The following is a 20,243-nucleotide window of genomic DNA, read 5'->3' on the forward strand; positions in this document are numbered from 1 at the left end:
TGCCACGTCGCCGGGCGGTGTCAACCCCGCGCACGCCGGCACGCACCCTGCCTACCGTGAGGGCATGACAGATCTCACCGGAAAGCGCGTCGCCTTCCTCGCGACGGACGGATTCGAAGACAGCGAACTCACCTCCCCGTGGGAGGCGGTCACGGCCGCCGGGGCCACCGCGGTCATGGTCGCCCCCGCCGCCGGCTCCATCACCGGCAAGAACGGCCACTCCCAGAGCGTCGACATCGTGTCGTCGGATGCGGACGCCGCCGACTTCGATGCCCTCGTCCTCCCCGGCGGCGTCGTCAACGCCGACGATCTGCGGATGGACGCGGCATCCGTCGCCTTCTCCCGCGCGTTCTTCGCCCAGCACAAGCCCGTCGGCGCCATCTGCCACGCGGCGTGGACGCTCATCGAGGCCGAGGTGGTCTCGGGCCGCACGCTCACGAGCTTCGCGAGCCTCAAGACCGACCTGCGCAACGCCGGGGCCACCTGGGTCGACGAGGAGGTCGTCGTCGACGCCGGGTTCGTCACGAGCCGCACGCCGGATGACCTCCCCGCCTTCAACGCGAAGGTGATCGAGGAGATCGCCGAGGGCGCGCACGCCGAGCAGACCGCCTGACGGTTCCGCTCCCCCTCACCGCAACAGGAGACCCGGCGAGTGCAGGTCCGATTCCTCGGAATCGTCCTGTTCTCGCCGGGTCTCCTGTTTTCGCGGCATGTCCCGCGACGAGCTGCGACCTACTTCTTCTGCAGCGCCTTCTCGGACGTCGGCGCATCTCCGGAGGCCTTCAGCCGGGCGTAGTGCTCGCGCGCCTCATCCTGGCGCTCCTGCTCGGCGCCCGATGCGATCGGGGCGCGGACGTGCTCCGGCGCGAGGCCGTAGGCGTCGACGAGATCCTGCGCGTGCGGACGGAGTCGCGCAGACAGCCGGCCGATGTACCGCGAGACGGATGCCGCACGCTGGGCCGAGAGCCGCCCGTTGATGAGGTACCACGCCAGGTGCTTCTCGATGAGGTGAAGCCCGAACAGATCGCGCAGCCACGTGAGCACCTGACGGGTCCCCTCGTCCTGGATCGCCTTCACCCCGTCGGAGAACGCCTCCCACTGGAGCAGCTCCCCGTGCGCGCGGGCCGCCTCGATGAGTTCGGCCTGGTGCTGGTTGAACAGGTCGGCCGCCTCGGCCGGCGACAGCTTGGATGCCGGGCGGAGCGCCGTCGCGAGATCGGCGACCATCTGCTCGACGCGGCCGGCGAGCAGCTCGTGCTGCTGCTCGGCACGGAGGCCGAGCTCGACCGAGCGGGCCGTGGATCCGAAGTCGGCGACGGACTGTCCGAGCTGCCGGAGTCCGGCGCCGTGGAACACCTTCCCGGCGGTCTGGCCGACGGCGAACTTCGCCAGCGCCGCGGCATCCGCTCCCTTGAACTGGCGGGCGTAGTCGGCGAGCAGACGCTTGCCCACCAGCTGCAGCAGCACGTTGTTGTCGCCCTCGAAGGTGACGTAGACGTCGAGGTCGTGGTGCAGGCCCACGAGGCGGTTCTCGGCGAGGAAGCCCTGGCCGCCGCACGCTTCGCGCGCCTCCTGGATCGTGTCGAGCGCGTTCCACGTCGACAGCGGCTTGAGCGCGGCAGCGAGCGTCTCGAGGTTCTCCCGCTCGTCGGGGGTGTCGTTGCGCCCCGAGAAGACGCCGTCGAACGTCGTCAGCAGCTCGTCGTGCGCGAAGAACTGCGCGTAGTTCTGGGCGATGAGCGGGAGCAGGCGGCGCTGGTGCTTGCCGTAGTCGAGCAGGGTGACCTCGTCGGTGCCGCTGCCCGAATCGAACTGACGACGCTGGTTGCCGTACGTCACGGCGATCTTCAGCGCGAGGGCCGATGCCGTCGTCGCCGCGCCGTCGAGCGAGACGCGGCCCTGCACCAGCGCGCCGAGCATCGTGAAGAAGCGGCGACCGGGGCTGGCGATATCGGAGGAGTAGCTGCCGTCGGGGGCGACGTCGCCGTAGCGGTTGAGGAGGTTCTCGCGCGGGACGCGGACGTGATCGAAGTGCAGGCGGCCGTTGTCGATGCCGTTGAGGCCACCCTTGACGCCGTCGTCCTCACCGCCGATCCCGGGGAGGAAGTTGCCGTCGTCGTCACGCAACGGCACGAAGAAGCAGTGCACGCCGTAGTTGACGCCGCCGGTGATCAGCTGGGCGAAGACGGTGGCCGCCTTGCCGTGGAGGGCGGCGTTGCCGAGGTAGTCCTTCCACGCCCCGCGGAACGGGGTGTTGATGACGAACTCTTCGGTGTCGGGGTCGTAGGTGGCGGTGGTGCCGATGGCCGCGACATCCGATCCGTGACCGGTCTCGGTCATCGCGAAGGCGCCGGGGAGTTCGAGCGAGATGACCGCGGGGAGCCAGCGGTCCCAGTGGGTCTTGGTGCCGAGCTGGTAGATGGCCGAGCCGAAGAGACCCCACTGCACGCCGGATTTGATCTGCAGGCTCGGGTCGGCGAGGACGAGCTCTTCGAATCCGGCGATGTTGGCGCCGTTGTTGTCGTGTCCGCCGTACTCGGCCGGGAACGCGCGACGCGACCCTTCGATGTCGACGAGCATGTGCAGCTGGGTGAGGACCCGCTCGCGGTGCTCCTCCTTCGTCTGGCCGGTGACCTGCCAGAAGGCGGAGTCCTTGATGGCCTCGCGGGTTTCGCGGCGGGTGTCTGCCCACGTGCCGAGGAGCATGTTCTCCACGGCGGCGATGTCGATGCGGGCCTCGGCGGCCTCGGCGGCGGAATGGGGTGCCCGGGGAGCGCCGCCGGCGGGGGTGCGGCGGTTGGTGGCGGGCCTGGATGTGCGGACGGCGGCGTCAGCCATGTGCATCACCTTTCGAGGGATGGACAGAAGCAAGGTTGGCTCAACGGTAGGTCTCCCACAAGGCTGGGCAAACTCCGTTGGACTTAACCCACAAGGATGCCGGGGCTTCGCGCCGGGAGCGGTTGTGTCCGATCGACAGGCGCCTCGGGTCGCGGGGCGAGCGACCCACTGAAGCGGCCGGCTTACGCCGCCTGTTCGGCGACGACCTCCAGGACCGCGTCGCCGTACGCTTCGCGCTTCTTCGCCCCGATGCCGGGAACCCCGTCGAGATCGGCGAGCGAGGACGGACGCCGCTGCGCGAGCGCGCGAAGGGTGGCGTCGCCGAAGACGATGTAGGCCGGGACGCCGAGTTCGCGGGCGACCCCCGCCCGCCAGGCACGGAGCGCCTCGAACAGCGGGACATCTCCCGCCGCCACCCCGTCGGGCGCGGCAGCGCGTCGGACGCGCGGCGCCGACGTGCGACCGATGGTGTCGCGACGGAGAGGCACGGGGGTCTCGCCGCGGAGCACGCCCCCGGCACTCTCGCCCAGCGCGAGGGTGCCGTACTCGCCGCGGGCGACCAGGATTCCGCGGGCGAGAAGCTGACGGATGACGCTCCGCCAATCCTGGTCCGACAGATCGGCACCGAGCCCATAGGTCGCCAGGGCATCGTGCCCCTGCTGACGGATGCGGTCGGTCGAGGCGCCGCGGAGGATGTCGATCAGGTGGCCCGCGCCGAACGCCTGGTTGCGCTCGCGCTGGAGGCGCACGATGGTCGACAGCAGCTTCTGCGCGGGGACGAGTCCGTCCCACGTGTCGGGGGCCTCGATGCACGTGTCGCAGTTGCCGCACGGGGTGGAGGCTTCACCGAAGTAGCCGAGGAGGTTCTGGCGGCGGCATCCGACCGTCTCGCAGAGGGCCAGCATGGCGTCGAGGTGCTGGCCGAGTCGCATCTTGTAGGTGCGATCGCCGGGCGACTGGTCGATCATGCGCCGCTGCTGCACGACGTCGCCGAGGCCGTAGGCCATCCACGCGACGGCGGGCTGGCCGTCGCGGCCGGCGCGACCGGTTTCCTGGTAGTAGCCCTCCACGGACTTCGGCAGGTCGATGTGGGCGACGAAGCGGACGTCGGGCTTGTCGATGCCCATCCCGAACGCGATGGTGGCGACCATCACGACCCCGTCCTCGCGGAGGAAGCGGGACTGGTTGGCCGCGCGCGTCTCCGCGGGAAGACCCGCGTGGTAAGGCAGGGCGTCGATGCCCTGGGCGCTCAGGTACTCGGCGGTCTGTTCGACCGACTTCCGGCTCAGCGCGTAGACGATGCCTGCGGCTCCCTCGGGCTGCGAACGGATGAACGCGGTCAGCTGACGGCGCGGGTCGGACTTCGCCTCGATGCGGTACTGGATGTTGGGACGGTCGAAGCTGGAGACGAAGTGGCGGGCACCCGGGAGCTGGAGCCGCTCGGAGATCTCCCGGTGGGTCGCGGGCGTCGCGGTCGCGGTCAGGGCGATCCGCGGGACGTCGGGGAAGCGCTCGGCGAGATCGCCGAGGCCGAGGTAGTCGGGGCGGAAGTCGTGCCCCCACTGCGAGACGCAGTGGGCCTCGTCGATGGCGATCACGCTGAGCCGGCCCTGCCCGAGGAGGCGGCGGGCCGAGTCGGTGTTCAGCCGCTCGGGGGCGACGTAGAGGAGGTCGAGCCCGCCGCTCACATACGCCTGTTCGACGCGACGCCGCTCGGCGGCATCCTGCGTGGAGTTGAGGTACGCCGCCCGCACGCCGTTGGCCACGAGCGCGTCGACCTGATCGTGCATGAGGGCGATGAGGGGGCTGACCACGAGGCCGGTGCCCGGCCGGACGAGCGCGGGCACCTGGTAGCAGACGCTCTTACCGCCGCCGGTCGGCATGAGGACGACCGCGTCACCGCCGCCGGTCACCTGATCGATGATCGCGGCCTGATCGCCGCGGAACGCGTCGTACCCGTAGACCTCGCGGAGGACGTCGACGGGCGCGGTGCCGGTGAAATCGCGGACCGGGGGCGCGCCAGGACCGGGCGGCGCGGCTGCGGGCGGGGCACCCGACCCTCCGTACGGCTCGGGGGGCGGCATCCAGCCGTCGTCCTCGGGCGGCGCCCACTCGTCCGGCGGGACGTCGTCGAACGGCGGGGCGTCGTCGAACGGCGGGGCGTCGAACGGCACCCCCGGGTCGGCGGGTTCGACAGGACGCGGCATTCCTCCAGCGTAACCGCCGACCCCGACACGACGTGGGGCGCGGGGGCGCTTCTGTGGAGAACAGATGTTCGAGGAGAATGTCGGAGGCGTGTGCGATCTTCGAACATCGCGACACAGGGCGCGAGACGAAAGGAAGACCGATGTTCGACATCACCGACGCAGAACTCGCCTGGCTCGACCAGGAGGACGCGCACGTCGCCGAGATGATCCGGCGGCACGGCGCGTACATCACCTACGTGGGAGGGGCGTGCTCCATGCCGGGGTGCGCGTGCGCCGAGGCCGGCGAGAGCCCCGCGTTCGGATACACCGCCGGCCTGTTCGGCATCGGACACCCCGAGCTCGCGATCACGGGGGTGTCCATGAACACGGCCGGACAGGTGCTCAACGAGGTGGCGGCGGCGGTGCTCGACGGCGCGCACCTCCTGCCGGGGATGACGCTGGATGCGGCGTCGATGCCCAGACGGATCTCGGTGCAGCGTGTCCCCAACCCCGCCGAGATCGCGTTCACCGCCAACCGGCACTACCATCGCCCGGATCACGCGTCCGTGCCGCTGCTGCAGCTCGTCTACGCCGATGAGAAGGGCCGGTTCCCCTGGGACGACGGGTGCGCCCTCACGCCCGACGCGCAACCGCTCCCGGGGCAGTGGCGCGCCTGACGACGGCTGGATCCGCGCGCGGATCAACGGTCAGAGGCGGACGACCTCGTTCACGCGGAGCACGGCGGTGCCCTCCTCGACGGATGCCGCGAGGTCCACCTCGCCGCGGATGCGCCAGTCGTGATCCCCCGCAGGGTCGTCGAGGGTCTGCTCGACGACCCACCGGCCGGCGGCGGCATCCGTCTCGTCGATGCGCACGAGCGACGGCGAACGCGCGGGGCCGCCGGTGAGGATCTCTTCGTGCTCGTCGAAGTAGGCGTCGAGGGCGGCGGGCCAGTCGACGTCGGGGTCGAGTGCGACCAGCGCATCGTCGTCCTGCAGCGCCGCCAGCTGCACGCGGCGGAACAGCTCGTTGCGGACGAGGACCGCGAATGCGCGACGGTTGGTGAGCACCGACGGAGGCGCGGGCGGAACGACGGGCGCGTCGTCCCCCTCGGCGGTCGGGTGGGTCAGCGACTCCCACTCGTCGACGAGGCTCGAGTCGACCTGACGGACGAGCTCGCCGAGCCACTCGATGACGTCCATGAGGTCGTCGGTGCGGGCCTCGGCGGGGACCGTCTGTCGGATCGCGCGATAGGCGTCCGACAGGTACCGCAGGACCAGACCTTCGCTGCGACCGAGTTGGTAGAAGGCGACGAACTCTCCGAACGACATCGCCCGCTCGAACATGTCGCGCACCACCGACTTGGGCGACAGCTCGAAGTCGCGGACCCACGGCTGGCTCGACGCGAAGACCTCGAACGACTGCGCGAGCAGGTCGGCGAGCGGCTTCGGGTAGGTGATCTCCTCGAGGAGCGCCATGCGCTCGTCGTACTCGATGCCGTCGCGCTTCATCGCCGCGACCGCTTCCCCGCGCGCGCGGTACTCCTGCTGCGACAGGATCGCCCGCGGATCGTCGAGCGTCGCCTCGATGACACTGACGACGTCGAGGGCGTAGTGGCCCGAGCCCGTACCGTCCTCCTGCGGTGCTCCGCTGTCGCGATCGAGCAGGTCGATCGCGGCGAGCGCGAACGGCGACAGCGGCTGGTTGAGCGCGAAGTTCGGCTGGAGGTCGACCGTCAGGCGCACCACGGGCTCAGGGCTCGTGCGGTCGACCTCGACGATGCCGGCGGCGCGGAGCGTCCGGAAGATCGCCAGCGCGCGCCGGGCGAGCTCGTACCGGCGGGCGAGGGGTTCGTGGTTGTCGGACACGAGCGCGCGCACGTTGCCGAAGACGTCCCCGCCGCGACCGATGACGTTGATGAGCATCGCCGCGGTCATCTGCATGTGCGGCGTCAGCGGCTCGGGCGTGGCCGCGACCAGGCGCTCGAACGACCCCAGCCCCCAGTTCACGACACCCGTCGGCGCCTTCTTACGAACGATCTTCTTCCGCTTCGCCGCGTCGTCGCCGGCCTTCCGCAGCGCCGCCTCGTTCTCGATCTCCCACTCCGGCGCCATCACGATGACGTTGCCGTAGGGGTCGTACCCGGCGCGGCCCGCGCGCCCGGCGACCTGATGGAACTCGCGCGCCGAGAGCTGCCGCATCCGCGTGCCGTCGTACTTCGACAGCGCCGTGATCACGACCGTCCGGATGGGGACGTTGATGCCGACGCCGAGCGTGTCGGTGCCGCAGATGACCCGCAGGAGTCCGCGCTGCGCGAGCGTCTCGACCAGACGGCGGTAGCGCGGGAGCATGCCCGCGTGATGGATGCCGATCCCCGCGCGCACGAGCCGCGACAGGGTCTTGCCGAACGCGGTGGTGAAGCGGAACCCGCCGATCGCCTCCGCGATGGCGTCACGCTGCTCGCGCGTGGCGACCTTCGCCGACGACAGGGCCTGCGCGCGCTCGACCGCCTGCGCCTGGGAGAAGTGGACGATGTACACCGGCGTCTCGCCCTGATCCATGAGCCGCTGGACGACCTCGTGGACCGGCATCCGCTCGTAGTCGTGGTGCAGCGGCACCGGGCGCTCGACGCCGGTGACCTCCGCGACCGGGCGTCCGGTGCGCTCCCGCAGATCGTCCGCGATGGCGGTGACGTCGCCGAGCGTCGCCGACATCAGGAGGAACTGCGTGCCGGTGAGGGTCAGCAGCGGCACCTGCCACGCCCACCCGCGCTCGGGGTCGCCGTAGTAGTGGAACTCGTCCATGACGACCTGGTCGATCGCGGCATCCGTCCCCTGTCGGAGGGCGAGGTTCGCGAGGATCTCGGCCGTGCAGCAGACGATCGCCGCATCGGGGTTCACGGAGGAATCCCCCGTGACCATGCCGACCTTGTCGGCGCCGAAGATCTCCACGAGCGCGAAGAACTTCTCGCTCACCAGGGCCTTGATCGGCGCCGTGTAGTACGTGCGGCCGCCTCGGGCGAGCGAGGCGGCGTGCGCCGCGACGGCGACGAGCGACTTGCCGGTGCCGGTCGGGGTGGACAGGATCACGTGCGCGCCCGAGACCAGCTCGATGACGGCCTCGTCCTGGGCCGGATAGAGGGTGAAACCCCGGTCGGTGGCCCATTCGACGAAGACGTCGTACACGGCATCCGCATCGCCGGCGGCCGACGCGAGGGACTCGGTCAGGGTCGCGGGCATCCCCCCACTCTGCCAGTCGCTGGCGGAATCGGATGCCGCGCGCCTACGTTGAGGATCACGACGAGAGGACCACCGTGACCGACAACGACCAGACGACCGTCACCCGCAACGACGAGGCCGGGCGCTACGAGATCCACGTCGACGGCGAGCTCGCCGGCTTCAGCGAGTTCAGCACCGACCCGAAGGGCCGCCTCCGGTTCACCCACACCCAGACCGATCCCGCCTTTCGCGGGCAGGGACTGGGCGGCACCCTCGTCGCCGGGGCCATGGCCGACGTCGCCCGCAGCGGTGAGACGGTCCGGCCCTACTGCCCGTTCGTCGCGAAGTACCTGAGCGAGAACGATGTCGACGGGCTCACGGTGGACTGGCCGACGCCGCGACCCGAGGCCTCCGAAGGCTGAGGTCCGAGATGACCCGACTCGACACCGACGACGCCGTCGCCACGGAGACCGCCTCCGAGTGCGACGGCCCCCGCGCCCTGCTGCTCGAAGCCCGCGAGGTGCCGCTCGGCGGCGTGCGGGCGATGTCGGTCCGCCGCGCGTTGCCGCAGCGCGACCTGCCGCTCGTCGGGGCGTGGTGCTTCCTCGACCGGTTCGGGCCGCAGGTCACGCGGATGCGCGTCGAACCGCACCCGCACATCGGGCTGCAGACGGTGACGTGGCCGTTCGTCGGCGACGTCCGTCATCGCGACTCGGTGGGCAGCGACGTGATCGTGCGACGCGGGGCGCTCAACCTCATGACGAGCGGCGCCGGCATCGCGCACTCGGAGTACTCCCTCGGCGAGGAGGCCACGCCGCTGGACGCCCTGCAGCTGTGGGTCGCGCTCCCGGAGTCGCGCCGTCACGGCGGACCCGCGTTCGAGCAGCACAGCGACCTCCCCTCGCTGACATTGGAGGCGACGGCGGGCGAGCCGGGTGCGGCGACCGTGGTCCTCGGCACCCTCGGCGGCGTCTCCTCCCCCGCCACGACTTACACCCCGATCGTCGGCGCAGAGATCGTCGTGCCGCCCGGATCCCGCGTCCGCGTCCCCCTGGATCCCGCGTGGGAGCACGCGCTGATGGGTGTCGAGGGGGATCTGCGGGTCGCGACGCACGTCGAGGGCGCCGACGACCCGGTCGACCTGGACGACGAGCACCTCCTGTACCTCGGACTCACCCGCGATCACATCGAGATCGAGAGCACCGATGGGGCCCGGGTGTTCCTCCTCGGGGGTGAGCCGTTCGAGGACGACATCGTCATGTGGTGGAACTTCGTCGGCCGCAGCCACGACGAGATCGTCGAAGCGCGCGAGGCGTGGGAGGCCGGTGCCGACCGGTTCGGCGCGGTCGTCGACCACGGCGACGAGCGCATCCCCGCCCCGCCCATGCCGGCCGTCCGTCTCACGCGCCGCAAGCGCCGCGTCTGACACCGCCCCAGCGCCGGTCTTCGCCCGCCGCGGTCGAAAACGCGGGACATCCCGACACCGATCGCCTCGACGCGCCGCAGCACCCCCGGTCGATCACGCGTTTTCGACGCGGACAGCTCCCGCCCCGGTTTCTCCCGGCCGCCCGCGATCCGCGCCCCCGTCCACCGGCGATACGCTGAGGGACGTGGCCCGAACCTCCGTCCTCTCCACGCGCGTGCTGCTCACGAGCGCCGCGATCGGCGTGGCGACAGGTCTCCTCGGCGGCATCGCCGGATGGGTGACCCCGGTGGTGCTCCTGGCCGTGCCGATCCTGTACGGCATCGTGCTCGGCTCCCACGTGCTGCCGGGCATCATCGCGCAGGAGGTCGTCCGACTCCCGTGGGTGGCGCTCCTCTCCCACGTCTTCGCCGCGCTCGTCGCCAGCGCGATGGCGCCGCAGTGGGCGCTGCGCTTCATCGGCACCGCGCTGCTGTTCGGGGGGATCCAGGAGCTCGTCGCCGCCCTCACCCGCTACCGGGTGTGGGATGCGTGGCGGTTCTTCATCTCGGCGATCGTCATCGGCATCCTCGTCGCCGTCGTCGTCGCCTTCGCCGCCGACCTCGCGTCGCTCCCGACCTGGGCACAGGTGATCTACCTCGTCGTCTCGGTGCTCGGCCCCGTCGCCTGGACGGCCCTCGGGCTCGGCATCGGCGTCGCCCTCCGCCGCGCCGGCGTCGCCCGTCGCTGACCCGGAGCAACACGAGCCCGCCGCGATAGGTTAGGTGACACTCACCTACCGAGGCCCGCCGTGACTGCACACCCGCTTCCCGCGCCCGGTTCCGGCTCACCTTCCGGGCCCGGTCCGCTTGCGCGCCTGCGTGACGTCGCGATCACCCACGAGGGCGAGGATGCCGCGACACCGGCCCGGGTCTCGTTCGACGTCGCGCCCGGCGAGGTGGTACTCGTCCTCGGGCCCAGCGGGTCGGGGAAGTCCACCCTCGCGCTCGCCTTCAACGGCCTCATCCCGCACGCCGTTCCGGCGACCCTCGACGGATCCGTCGTCATCGCCGGCCTCGACACCGCCGCCAGCTCCGTGGCGCGCCTCTCCCGTCACGTCGGGATGGTGTTCCAGGATCCCGACGCGCAGCTGGTGACGGGCACGCTCCTCGACGAGGTCGCATTCGGACCGGAGAACCTGCGCCTGCCGGTCGGCGACGTCCTCGCCCGCGCCGAGGCGTCCCTGCGACGCGTCGGCCTCTGGGAGCGGCGCTCCGAGAACCCCGACCGCCTGTCCGGCGGCGGGCGCCAGCGTCTCGCCATCGCGTGCGCCCTCGCAATGGGGTCGCGCCTGATGGTGCTCGACGAGCCGACGGCGAACCTCGACCCGCGCGGCATCGACGAGGTCTACGAGGCGCTGGCCGAGGTCGCGGGCGATCCCGAACGGGCGATCGTGCTCATCGAGCACAACCTCGACGCCGCGGTCGCCCTCGTCACCCGCGTCGTGGTGCTCGGGGCCGACGGCGTCGTGCTCGTCGACGGACCGACCGACGCGGTCCTCCGCGGCGATGCCGAGCGACTGGCCGCGCTGGGCGTCTGGCTTCCGACCTCCACGCTCGCCGCGCTGCGGCTGCGGGGGGCGGGCTACGCGTTCGCCCCCCTGCCGCTCACACCGGATGAGCTCCGGGCGGCCCTCGAGGCGCAGCCGGCGCCGGATGCCGCGTCCGCCCTCGTCGCCGATTCCTCGACCCCCGGCCTCTCACCCGAGACCGCCGGCGCGGCGATCGAGGTGCGCGATCTGACCCTCCGACGGGGGAAGACGCCGGTCCTCCACGACGTGACCGTCGACATCCCCCGCGGCTCGTTCGTCGCCGTCGTCGGCGCCAACGGAGCGGGCAAGACCACACTGGTCCAGGCGATGGCCGGAGTCCTCCCGTCACCGAAGGGGACCGTGCGCGTGGGCGGCCACGACATCGCCCGGCTCGACGAGCGCACGCGCGCCGAACGTGTCGGCTTCGTCTTCCAGAATCCCGAGCACCAGTTCATCACCGCATCCGTCTTCGAAGAGATCGCGCACGGTCTGCGCCGCACCGCCGCCTCGGAGGAGGAGGTGCGGGAACGCGCGACGGCGCTTCTTGAGCGCTTCGGCCTCGCCGAACGCGCGCACGTCCATCCATTCCTGCTCTCCGGCGGGCAGAAGCGACGCCTGTCCGTCGGCACCGCGCTGGTCGCGGGCGCCGGCGTCCTGGCGCTGGATGAGCCGACCTTCGGTCAGGACCGGGCGCGCGCCGAGGAGCTCCTGTCTCTCCTCCGCGACCTCCACGACGACGGCACGACCATCATCGTCGTCACCCACGACATGCAGCTCGTCGCCGACCATGCCGAGCGCGTCGTGGTCATGGCGGACGGCCGGATCCTCGCGGACGCCCCGACGGCGGAGGTGTTCGCCGACCCCGATCTCATCGGCCGGGCGGGACTGCGCATGCCGCCACTCGCGCGCGCACTGCACGGGGTGGCGAGGCATCCGCACCTCGCGGAGGCGACCCGTGTCTCCGACCTCCCCGGGACCCCGGTCGGCGCCCGTGCCGGTGTCCGATCCCGCACGGACGGGATTCCGTCGTGAGCTTCCCCGCCACCGCCCCCACGGCGGTCGTCGATCCGTACCGCGAGATCACGGATGCCGCGCCCTGGCGGTTCCTGTACCGGCTGAACCCGCTCGCGAAGGTCGCCGCGGTCCTTCCGCCGATCGTCCTGCTGGTGTTCGTCCGCGACCTGCGGACGCCTCTCGTCTTCCTCGCCCTCGGATACCTCGTCCTCCTTGTGGGGGTCCGGATGTCGGTGCGGCTCGCGCTGATCCTCGGGCTCGCCGTCCCCGCGGTGGCACTGGCGATCGGCCTGGGGCTCTCGCTGTGGACGGATGCCGCGCTGGTCGATGACACCGCGCCGGTCCTGCAGATCGGGGCGTGGACCCTCTACGCGGGAGCGCTGGAGATCGGCTTCGCGACGGGGCTGAGACTGGCGGCGATCCTGGCCCTCTCGCTCATCCCGGGCCTGTCGACGACCGGGCCGGATCTCGTGCGGGCGAGCATCCAGCAGCTGCGGGTTCCGTATCGGATCGGGTATACGGCGTTGGCCGCGTTCCGGTTCGTCCCGCGCTTCGGGCACGAGCTCGAGGTCATCCGCCAAGCCCACCGGGTCCGCGGCGCGAACCGCGGGCGCGGACCGATCGCCGCCGTCCGACGCTGGACGAGTTACGTCGTCCCGCTCCTCGCCGGTGCAATCCGGCACGCCGAGCGCGTCGCGCTGGCGATGGATGCCCGCGCCTTCGGCGCCTATGCGGGCCGCACGGAACGGCACCTGGTGCCGTTCCGCGCGCGCGATGTCGTCTTCGCGATCCTCTTCTGGGCGGCATCCGCCGCGGTGTTCACCACGACCTTCCCGTGGGCATCCGCCTGACCCGGAGCCCTGAGAACGGACCTCTCAGCGCTTGCCGGCGAGCTGTCGCCCGACGATCTCGCGCATGATCTCGTTCGTGCCCCCGTAGATGCGGTGGACGCGGGCGTCGAGGAAGGCGCGCGCGATCGGGTACTCCATGATGTAGCCGTAGCCGCCGTGGAGCTGGACGCACGCGTCGAGCACGTCCCACTCGCGCTCGGTCGCCCAGAACTTGACCTTCGCCGCCTCTTCGGCCGACAGCTTGCCGTCGCGGTACGCCAGGAGCGCGCGGTCGAGGTACGCCCACAGGGCGTCTACGGTGGTGGCGATGTCGGCCAGGGCGAAGCGGGAGTTCTGGAAGTCGATGATGCGCTGGCCGAACGCCTCGCGCTCCTTCGTGTAGGTCAGCGTCCAATCGAGCCCCGCCTGCGCCGCGGCCGCGGCGGCGACGCCGATCGAGAGGCGCTCCAGCGGCAGGTTCATCATGAGCTGCACGAACCCCTGGCCCTCGCGCCCGCCGATGAGGTTCGCGTCGGAAACGAAGACGTCGCTGAAGCTGAGCTCCGCGGTGTCGTGCCCCTGGAAGCCCATCTTGTGGAGCTTCTTGCCGTGGTCGAAGCCCTCCGACGCCGTTTCGATGATGAGGAGGCTGAACGCGTCGGGGCGGTCGCCCTCGCCGGTCTTGACGAACGTGACGACGATGTCGGCGGTGGCGCCCGAGGAGATGAAGGTCTTCGCGCCGTTGACGATGTAGCCGCCGTCGACCTTCTTCGCGGTCGTCTTGATACCGCGCAGGTCGCTCCCGGCGCCCGGCTCGGTCATCGCGAGCGCGCCGATGACCTCGCCCGTCGCCATGCGCGGAAGCCAGGTCTGCTTCTGCTCGTCGGTGCCCATGTGCACGAGGTAGGGGACGGCGAGGTCGTCCTGGATCCCGAAGGCCCCCGCGAGGCTTCCCGCACCCGCCGCGATGATCTCCTCGTTCACGACCGCGCGGAAGCGGTAGTCCTGCAGCATGCCTGCGCCGCCGAACTCCTCGGGGACAGAGAGCCCGATGAGGCCGGACTCGCCCGCCGCGCGCATCGTGTCGCGATCGACCTCGCCGTCGGCATCCCATCGGGCGATGTCGGCGAGCGTGACGTACCGCTTGACGAACTCCTTCACGACGTCGCGGAACGCCTCGTGATCCTCGTCGTAGATGTCGCGCTCCATGGCGTGGTCCTCTCGTCCTCGAGCAAACGGATGCCGTGAAATCGCATCCCGGATGCCAGGGTACTCAGTTCCACCGACATCCGTGACCGCGAATCAGCCGATGTAGTCCGGAGCGGGCTGAAGGCCGAAGAACTCCTCGAGCGATTCCCACCCGCCGTCGTGATACTCCTGGGCGAGCGCGGGCCCGATGTAGCGCAGATGCCACGCCTCCGGAACGTAGCCCGTCACGTCCGTCATGCCTTCGCCGTACCGGACGATCCAGCCGTAGCGCCAGGCGTTGTCGTGCACCCATCGCCCCTGCGGCGTCGCCGCGAGGTCGTCGAGCGTGCCGCATCCGCCGTCGCACGCGACGACATCGGCGGCGAACCCCGATTGATGCTCGCTGAACCCCGGGCGGGCGCTCACCAGGTCGGCGCCCTCCACCCCGCGGCCGGCGACGTGGCTGCGGTAGGTGTCCGTCTGCGTCTCGTACGAGCGGAAGCCGCTGGCGAGGGCGATCTCGCCCACCCCGGCGTCGCGGGCATCGGCGGCCATGGTCGCCAGCGCCGTCGCGGACTTCTCGTGCAGCGCACCACCGCTGAGCGAACGCACCCCGTCGGGCAGTGCGAGGGCCGTCGGCCGGAACGACATCGGCGCGTAGGGGCGGACCTTGTTCACGACCATCCAGGTGCGCGCCGGGTCGTCGAGGCTCACGCACGGCGCCCGGTCCTCCGTCACCGCGACCCGGAACGGCTCGGCGCCACCGAAGCCCGCGATGACCGCCTCGTCGTCTCCGGCGCCCAGCGCAGCGACGACCTCGGGCAGCGCGCACGGGTCGACCGCCGCGGCGAGCGCCGTCTGTTCGGGGACCGGAAGGGCCGCGATCGGCCCGGCGAACGCGGGCACCTCCGCCACCGAGAGCGCGGCGGACTCCACGACCTCGGCGGTCGAGCCTTCCGTCCTCGCCGGAGCCGGAGCCGGAGCCGTGAGGCTGGTCAGCGTCGCCGACGCCCCCACGAGGAGGGCCGCGACGGCCAGCACGGCCGCGCCCACACCGATCCGCGCGCCACGCGGCGCACCGGCGTGGCGGGCGGCGGGTTCGGGGGATCCGGCCTGGAGCACGTCGGCCATTGTGCCCTGCCCACGGGGTCTCGCACGACCCGGGACCCAATCTCATCGCGACTGTTCTAATTCGAATCGCACCCCCTTGACTTAACGTCGAATTTTTGTTCCCCTGAGAATATGCGATGGCAGGGACAGCGATTGGGCGAGACGGATGCCGGGGCCCTCCCCGGCATGGAGCATCTGGGCGGGTTCGTGCAATCCGTCACGACACCCGAGTTCGCCGGCGTGGTCTTCCACGAGGTGCTCGCCAAGAGCGCCTTGAACCACGTGCCGACGGCATCCGGGGTCCCGTTCGATTGGACCGTCAACCCGTACCGCGGGTGCAGCCATGCCTGCACCTACTGCTTCGCCCGGGGAACGCACGAGTATCTCGAGCTCGACGCCGGCCACGACTTCGACAGTCAGATCGTCGTGAAGGTCAACGTCGCCGAGGTGCTGCGGCGCGAGCTCGCGCGCCCGACGTGGCTGCACGATCCGGTGATGCTCGGGACGAACACGGATCCCTACCAGCGGGCAGAGGGACGGTACCGCCTGATGCCGGGGATCGTCTCCGCCCTGACCGACGCGGGCACGCCCTTCTCGATCCTGACGAAAGGGACGCTGCTCCGCCGCGATCTTCCGCTCCTCGTCGATGCCGCACGCGAGGTCCCCGTGACGATCGCCCTGTCGATCGCCGTCTTCGACGACGTCCTGCAACGGGCGATCGAGCCCGGGACGCCGTCCACCGCGGCGCGGCTCGACACCGTGCGCGCTGCCGCCGAGACAGGCTTCCGGGTGACGGTCTTCCTGATGCCGATCCTGCCGCACCTGACCGACTCGATCCCGGCGCTCGACGACGCGCTCCGCCGCATCGCCGACGCCGGCGCCACACGGGTGGTCTTCGGCGCCTTGCACCTTCGGCCGGGTGCGAAGGAGTGGTTCCTGCAGTGGCTCGAGCGCGAGCATCCGGAACTGGTGTCGTCGTACCGCGGCCTCTACCCGGGCGCGGCGGCGTACGCGTCGAAGGCGTACCGCACCTGGCTCGCCAAACGGGTCCGGCCGCTCTTACGCCGACATGGCCTCGGCGGACAGTCGGAGGACGACAGCCCTCGCGGCGAAGGGATGCCGGGGCTCGCGCAGCGGCGCTCGACCGCCGCGACGGTGGTCACCACCGCGCGAGGCCGCGCCGCGGCATCCGCCCCGGCCATGCTCTTCTGACTCAGGCGTCGACGTTCGATGCCTGACGGCCCGAGAGCTCCTCCAGCAGATCGTCGCCGGGCCGCGCGTCCTCGAAGGGCGCGTCGATCTCGGCGCGGTCCAGGAGTTCGCTCATGCGGCGGCGGCGCTGACGGGTGATCAGCGTCACGACCGTACCGGCGCGACCGGCACGTCCGGTGCGGCCCGAGCGGTGGAGGTAGGTCTTGTACTCGTCGGGCGCATCGGCCTGCACCACGAGGTCGATGTCGTCGACGTGGATGCCGCGGGCGGCGACATCCGTCGCGACGAGCACCTGGACGCGACCGGACGTGAGGCGCTCGAGGTTGCGGGTGCGCTTGGCCTGGTTGAGATCGCCGTGCAGCGCGAGGGCGCGGATCCCGGCATCGTCGAATTGCTCGGCGAGCGTCTCGGCGTAGGCGCGCGTGCGGGCGAAGACCAACGTCTTGCCCTCCCGCTCGACCAAGGACGCGAGGATGTCGGCCTTGTCGCGGTGATCGATCACCAGGACGCGGTGGTCGATCGTGCCGGAGTCCTGGTCCTCACCGGCGACCTCGTAGACGGCCGGCTCGACGAGGAACTCGTCCACCAGCGCGGCGACCTCGCGGTCGAGCGTTGCGGAGAAGAGGAGCTTCTGGGATCCGTCCGCGGTGTGGCGGAGGATCCGCTGCACCGGCTCGAGGAACCCGAGCTCGCACATGTGGTCGGCCTCGTCGAGGACCGCGATCTCGATGTCGGACAGGTCGAGCTTGCCCTGCTCGACGAGGTCCTCGATGCGGCCGGGGGTGCCGATGATGATGTCGACGCCCTTCTTCAGCGCGCCGACCTGACGCCCCTGGGGCACACCGCCGTAGATCTGGGTGGTGAAGAGGCCGACACTGCGCGCGATGGGCTGGATCGTGCGGTCGATCTGCAGCGCCAGCTCACGGGTCGGCGCGAGGATCAGGGCACGCGGGTTGCGGCCGAAGGCCCGGCGCTTGCCGGCCTGCGAGCGGAGGATGCTCTCGACGAGCGGCGCCCCGAACGCGATGGTCTTTCCGGAGCCGGTGCGGCCGCGGGCGAGCACATCGGTGCCGGCGAGGATCGGCCCGATCGTGGCGGCCTGGATCGGGAAGGGGGACGCCGCGCCGAGGTCCGCGAGGACCCGCACGATGTTGTCACCGAGACCGAGATCGGAGAAGGTCGCCCCCTCGACGACGGTGGCCTGGACGGCCTGCGCCTGGAGGCGATCGTGGACGACGTCGACGCGGTCATCCTGAGCGCGCGTGCGCACCGGGCGGGTCGACTGGTCGCGCCGAGGTCGGTCGTTGTCGAACGACTTGCGCGGACGGTCATTATCGAAGGAACGACGGGGACGGTCGCTGTCGAACGAACGACGCGGACGATCGTTGTCGAACGACTTCCGAGGACGGTCGCTGTCGAACGACTTCCGAGGACGGTCCTCGTCGAAGGAACGACGCGGACGGTCACTGTCGAACGACTTCTGCGGACGGTCGTTGTCGAACGAACGGCGAGGCCGGTCGTTGTCGAAAGACTTCCGGGGACGATCATTGTCGAAAGACTTCCGCGGACGGTCGCCCTCGAAGGAACGGCGCGGACGGTCCTCGTCGAACGAACGGCGCGGACGGTCGTTATCGAACGACTTGCGCGGACGGTCGTTATCGAACGACTTGCGCGGACGGTCGTCATCGAACGAGCGACGCGGACGGTCATCGCGCGTCGACGGGCGCGCGTCGCCGAACGTGCGGCGGTCGTCGCGCGGCACCCGGTCCATCCGGTCCGTGCGGCCGCGCTCGGGGCGGGCGTCGGCCGGACGGCGACCGGCGCGATCCGCGCTCCCATGCGTACGGATGCCGCGCGCTTCGTCGCGGCCGACCTTCTCCTGCGCGCTCCACCGACGCTTGGGGGCGGCGTCCTCGGTCTCGGGGCGGTATCCGCGGTGTCCGGGGCTGCGGCTGCCGGCGGGAGCGCCGGAGCGGCCGGGAGCGGACGACTCGGTGCGGCGCTTGCGATCCTGGTAGGACCCCTGCGAACGCTCGCCGTAGCGGGGCTCGAAGTTCTTGGCGGGGCGGCCGCCGGCGGGCTTCTTGTTCTTGGGCATGGTTGTTCCTTCGGTTCTCGCACGAGAACAGCGCCGCGCCCGACGACATCTCAGTCGGATCGCGGTCAAACCCGGGCGCTCGTGGGCCGGGGGCCATTCATGTGATGGTTCATGCGCGTCGATCGACGCTCACCATCGGCCCCAGGGACTCACAGAACTCGGAGCGCAGTACGCGCTTGTCCAGAGCCGACCGCACGAGCCTAGTCCACGCGCCTGAGAGGCCCATCCACGGATCGGAACCGTCAACGGAGGCGAAGATTCTCGCAGCTCGCAACCTCGATGACACATACGCGCGCCAGAATGAACCCATGCCCGCGGACGCACGCACTCTTGGCGCTCACTGCGGTGCGCCGTCAAGGCGGCGACGCACCATTTGGGAGAATGCGACAGCAGCGCGGTACTCTATACCACTTGAAGAGTGCCGGATGACGGAGGCGAGCGGAACAGCCGCCGGAGACGCGCTTCGCGGACGTGCCGATAGGGGGACGCGGCGCTCCTCGATCCCCCTGGCCGCTGACTCACGGTGAGCGAAGTGCACACGACGACCCGATCCGATGTTCCGCTCGAGACGCTCCCCCCTGTGGGTGCGCCCGGACGGATGCCGCGTCGATCCGTCGTCGCCGTCGCCGTCGCACCGATCAATCTCTCGCAGCGCATTTCCACCCTCGCCATCGCGGTCCTCGTGGCCGGTGTCGCACTGGCGATCCTGACGACCCGCGACCACCTGTGGTGGCAGCTGCACTTCTCGCAGCTCGGCACCTTCGGCGACTTCTCCAGCTCGTCCTTCAACGGAGCGGTCATCATCGCCGGAGCGCTCCTCGTGCTCTACGCGGTCTTCCTCGCCGCCGATCTCTCCCACGTCATGACCATCCGCGCTTCACGCGGTCTTCGCTGGGCGATCGCGTCGGCCGGCCTGCATCTGACGGTCGTCGGCCTCATCCCCATCCCCGTCAGCATGGACATGCACGACCGCGCGGCGGCGGGCCTCGCCCTGTCGTTCCTCGCGATGTTCGCGTTCGCGCTCGGTCTTCGGAAGGTGAGCCTCCGCTTCCGCCTCGGCACCGCGTTCGGCGTGCTGATCATCGCCTCGGGAATGGTTCTGCTGATTCTCCAGGTCATCACCCTCGCCGCGTACGAGGCCATGGCCTTCGGCATCGTCGGGATCTGGCTCCCGGCGTTGAACCGCGTCGTACGCGGATGGATGCCGCACACGAACCGCAGCGCGGCCGGCCACCGCACAGCGCGTGCCGTCCCCGGTGATGAGGCCGACGAGCCCTCGCGGCGGGCACCTCACCGACCCATCCGCCGCCGTGTGCGCCGCCCGCGGAACCGCGCCTACATGCCGAACACGCCTCGCACCATCAGTGCCGCCCGGTCGACCCAGGGCTCGACGCGTCCCACGGCCCCGGCCCACGCAACGCTGAGCGGAGCACCACGCCGCACCCGCGCTCGGGCGGCGGGGATGACGACTGCCGGTCGCGACCGCAGCCACAGACCCTCGGCGTCGCGCCGACCCTGACGCGACGCCGACTCGGCCGTACCCCGGTTCGCGGGTG

15 protein-coding genes are annotated in these 20,243 nt (G+C 70.9%); 9 read left to right on the top strand and 6 right to left on the bottom strand.

The features are described 5' to 3' along the window. The first annotated feature begins 64 nt into the window (after positions 1–64). Positions 65–613 (top strand): type 1 glutamine amidotransferase domain-containing protein, encoded by a 549-nt coding sequence (locus KZC50_RS03425; RefSeq protein ID WP_310890621.1) that lies wholly within the window; start codon positions 65–67, stop codon positions 611–613. A 119-nt stretch (positions 614–732) separates the two neighbouring features. Here the strand turns inward: KZC50_RS03425 and KZC50_RS03430 are convergent, their stop codons facing one another. Both KZC50_RS03430 and recQ read right to left on the bottom strand, forming a co-directional pair. Beyond that, on the bottom strand, positions 733–2,838 hold the full coding sequence (locus tag KZC50_RS03430; protein ID WP_310890622.1) for an acyl-CoA dehydrogenase family protein: 2,106 nt from the start codon (positions 2,836–2,838) through the stop codon (positions 733–735). Positions 2,839–3,020: 182 nt separating this feature from the next. After that, positions 3,021–5,045 (bottom strand): DNA helicase RecQ, encoded by a 2,025-nt coding sequence (gene recQ / locus KZC50_RS03435; RefSeq protein WP_310890623.1) that lies wholly within the window; start codon positions 5,043–5,045, stop codon positions 3,021–3,023. A 140-nt stretch (positions 5,046–5,185) separates the two neighbouring features. Here recQ and KZC50_RS03440 point away from each other — a divergent pair, with 140 nt between their 5' ends. Then, positions 5,186–5,701: a DUF4262 domain-containing protein gene (locus tag KZC50_RS03440; RefSeq protein ID WP_310890624.1), complete on the top strand. Its 516-nt coding sequence runs from the start codon at positions 5,186–5,188 to the stop codon at positions 5,699–5,701. A 30-nt stretch (positions 5,702–5,731) separates the two neighbouring features. On the opposite strand, the gene KZC50_RS03445 is transcribed toward KZC50_RS03440, so the two are convergent. Beyond that, positions 5,732–8,263: a DEAD/DEAH box helicase gene (locus KZC50_RS03445; protein WP_310890625.1), complete on the bottom strand. Its 2,532-nt coding sequence runs from the start codon at positions 8,261–8,263 to the stop codon at positions 5,732–5,734. 32 nt (positions 8,264–8,295) lie between these two features. On the opposite strand from KZC50_RS03445, the gene KZC50_RS03450 reads away from it, so the two are divergent. From KZC50_RS03450 to KZC50_RS03470, 5 genes are all read left to right on the top strand, one after another. Continuing rightward, entirely contained in the window at positions 8,296–8,664 is a 369-nt protein-coding gene (locus tag KZC50_RS03450; RefSeq protein ID WP_343823355.1) for a GNAT family N-acetyltransferase, read from the top strand. Positions 8,665–8,672: 8 nt separating this feature from the next. Further along, complete coding sequence (locus tag KZC50_RS03455) at positions 8,673–9,668, top strand: pirin family protein (protein ID WP_301131909.1); 996 nt, start codon at positions 8,673–8,675, stop codon at positions 9,666–9,668. 184 nt (positions 9,669–9,852) lie between these two features. Continuing rightward, entirely contained in the window at positions 9,853–10,395 is a 543-nt protein-coding gene (locus KZC50_RS03460; protein ID WP_310890627.1) for an ECF transporter S component, read from the top strand. A gap of 60 nt (positions 10,396–10,455) precedes the next feature. Further along, positions 10,456–12,267, top strand: a complete 1,812-nt coding sequence (locus KZC50_RS03465; protein WP_310890628.1) for an ABC transporter ATP-binding protein — start codon at positions 10,456–10,458, stop codon at positions 12,265–12,267. Next, positions 12,264–13,100: an energy-coupling factor transporter transmembrane component T family protein gene (locus tag KZC50_RS03470; RefSeq protein WP_375294564.1), complete on the top strand. Its 837-nt coding sequence runs from the start codon at positions 12,264–12,266 to the stop codon at positions 13,098–13,100. Before KZC50_RS03465 ends, KZC50_RS03470 begins: the two co-directional genes overlap by 4 nt. Before the next feature lie 24 nt (positions 13,101–13,124). Here the strand turns inward: KZC50_RS03470 and KZC50_RS03475 are convergent, their stop codons facing one another. Both KZC50_RS03475 and KZC50_RS03480 read right to left on the bottom strand, forming a co-directional pair. Beyond that, positions 13,125–14,288: an acyl-CoA dehydrogenase family protein gene (locus KZC50_RS03475; protein WP_301131906.1), complete on the bottom strand. Its 1,164-nt coding sequence runs from the start codon at positions 14,286–14,288 to the stop codon at positions 13,125–13,127. 93 nt (positions 14,289–14,381) lie between these two features. Next, a complete protein-coding gene (locus KZC50_RS03480; RefSeq protein ID WP_310890629.1) occupies positions 14,382–15,398 on the bottom strand; it encodes a M15 family metallopeptidase in 1,017 nt (338 codons plus the stop codon). Positions 15,399–15,509: 111 nt separating this feature from the next. Here KZC50_RS03480 and KZC50_RS03485 point away from each other — a divergent pair, with 111 nt between their 5' ends. After that, positions 15,510–16,589 (top strand): Rv2578c family radical SAM protein, encoded by a 1,080-nt coding sequence (locus KZC50_RS03485; protein WP_310890630.1) that lies wholly within the window; start codon positions 15,510–15,512, stop codon positions 16,587–16,589. Between the two features lies 1 nt (position 16,590). Here KZC50_RS03485 and KZC50_RS03490 read toward each other — a convergent pair whose 3' ends face one another. Then, positions 16,591–18,687, bottom strand: coding sequence for a DEAD/DEAH box helicase (locus KZC50_RS03490; RefSeq protein ID WP_310890631.1), 2,097 nt, complete (start codon positions 18,685–18,687; stop codon positions 16,591–16,593). A gap of 532 nt (positions 18,688–19,219) precedes the next feature. On the opposite strand from KZC50_RS03490, the gene KZC50_RS03495 reads away from it, so the two are divergent. Beyond that, complete coding sequence (locus KZC50_RS03495; protein WP_310890632.1) at positions 19,220–20,206, top strand: DUF998 domain-containing protein; 987 nt, start codon at positions 19,220–19,222, stop codon at positions 20,204–20,206. The last annotated feature ends 37 nt before the right edge of the window (positions 20,207–20,243 follow it).

Origin of the sequence: Microbacterium aurantiacum (genome assembly GCF_031625015.1) — a bacterium.
GTDB lineage: Bacteria > Actinomycetota > Actinomycetes > Actinomycetales > Microbacteriaceae > Microbacterium > Microbacterium aurantiacum.

Coding starts and splice junctions, on each gene's coding strand:
- KZC50_RS03425 (WP_310890621.1), top strand. CDS start 65: ATGACAGATCTCACCGGAAAGCGCGTCGCCTTCCTCGCGACGGACGGA.
- KZC50_RS03430 (WP_310890622.1), bottom strand. CDS start 2,838: ATGGCTGACGCCGCCGTCCGCACATCCAGGCCCGCCACCAACCGCCGC.
- recQ (WP_310890623.1), bottom strand. CDS start 5,045: ATGCCGCGTCCTGTCGAACCCGCCGACCCGGGGGTGCCGTTCGACGCC.
- KZC50_RS03440 (WP_310890624.1), top strand. CDS start 5,186: ATGTTCGACATCACCGACGCAGAACTCGCCTGGCTCGACCAGGAGGAC.
- KZC50_RS03445 (WP_310890625.1), bottom strand. CDS start 8,263: ATGCCCGCGACCCTGACCGAGTCCCTCGCGTCGGCCGCCGGCGATGCG.
- KZC50_RS03450 (WP_343823355.1), top strand. CDS start 8,296: ATGCCGCGCGCCTACGTTGAGGATCACGACGAGAGGACCACCGTGACC.
- KZC50_RS03455 (WP_301131909.1), top strand. CDS start 8,673: ATGACCCGACTCGACACCGACGACGCCGTCGCCACGGAGACCGCCTCC.
- KZC50_RS03475 (WP_301131906.1), bottom strand. CDS start 14,288: ATGGAGCGCGACATCTACGACGAGGATCACGAGGCGTTCCGCGACGTC.
- KZC50_RS03480 (WP_310890629.1), bottom strand. CDS start 15,398: ATGGCCGACGTGCTCCAGGCCGGATCCCCCGAACCCGCCGCCCGCCAC.
- KZC50_RS03485 (WP_310890630.1), top strand. CDS start 15,510: ATGCGATGGCAGGGACAGCGATTGGGCGAGACGGATGCCGGGGCCCTC.
- KZC50_RS03490 (WP_310890631.1), bottom strand. CDS start 18,687: ATGCCCAAGAACAAGAAGCCCGCCGGCGGCCGCCCCGCCAAGAACTTC.